Raw genomic sequence first — 236 nt, forward strand, 5'->3', positions numbered from 1 at the left:
GCCTCGACGCTGCCGTTCATCTGGAACGTCTTCAAGAGCTACCGGTACGGCGAGATCGTCACGGTGGACGACCCGTGGGGCTACGGCAACTCGCTGGAGTGGGCGACGTCCTGCCCGCCGCCGCGGCACAACTTCACCGAGCTGCCCCGGATCCGCTCCGAGCGGCCCGCGTTCGAGCTGCACTACCCGCACATGATCGAGCGCATCCACACCGAGGGCGAGATCGGCTTCTTCGG

General features: G+C 67.4%; 1 pseudogene. It reads left to right on the forward strand.

Annotation, left to right across the window (positions count from 1 at the left end):
- Positions 1–236: pseudogene (locus EIY87_RS00005) on the forward strand (cytochrome ubiquinol oxidase subunit I); the annotation flags it as partial.

Source organism: Amycolatopsis eburnea (assembly GCF_003937945.1).
GTDB classification, from domain to species: Bacteria; Actinomycetota; Actinomycetes; order Mycobacteriales; family Pseudonocardiaceae; genus Amycolatopsis; species Amycolatopsis eburnea.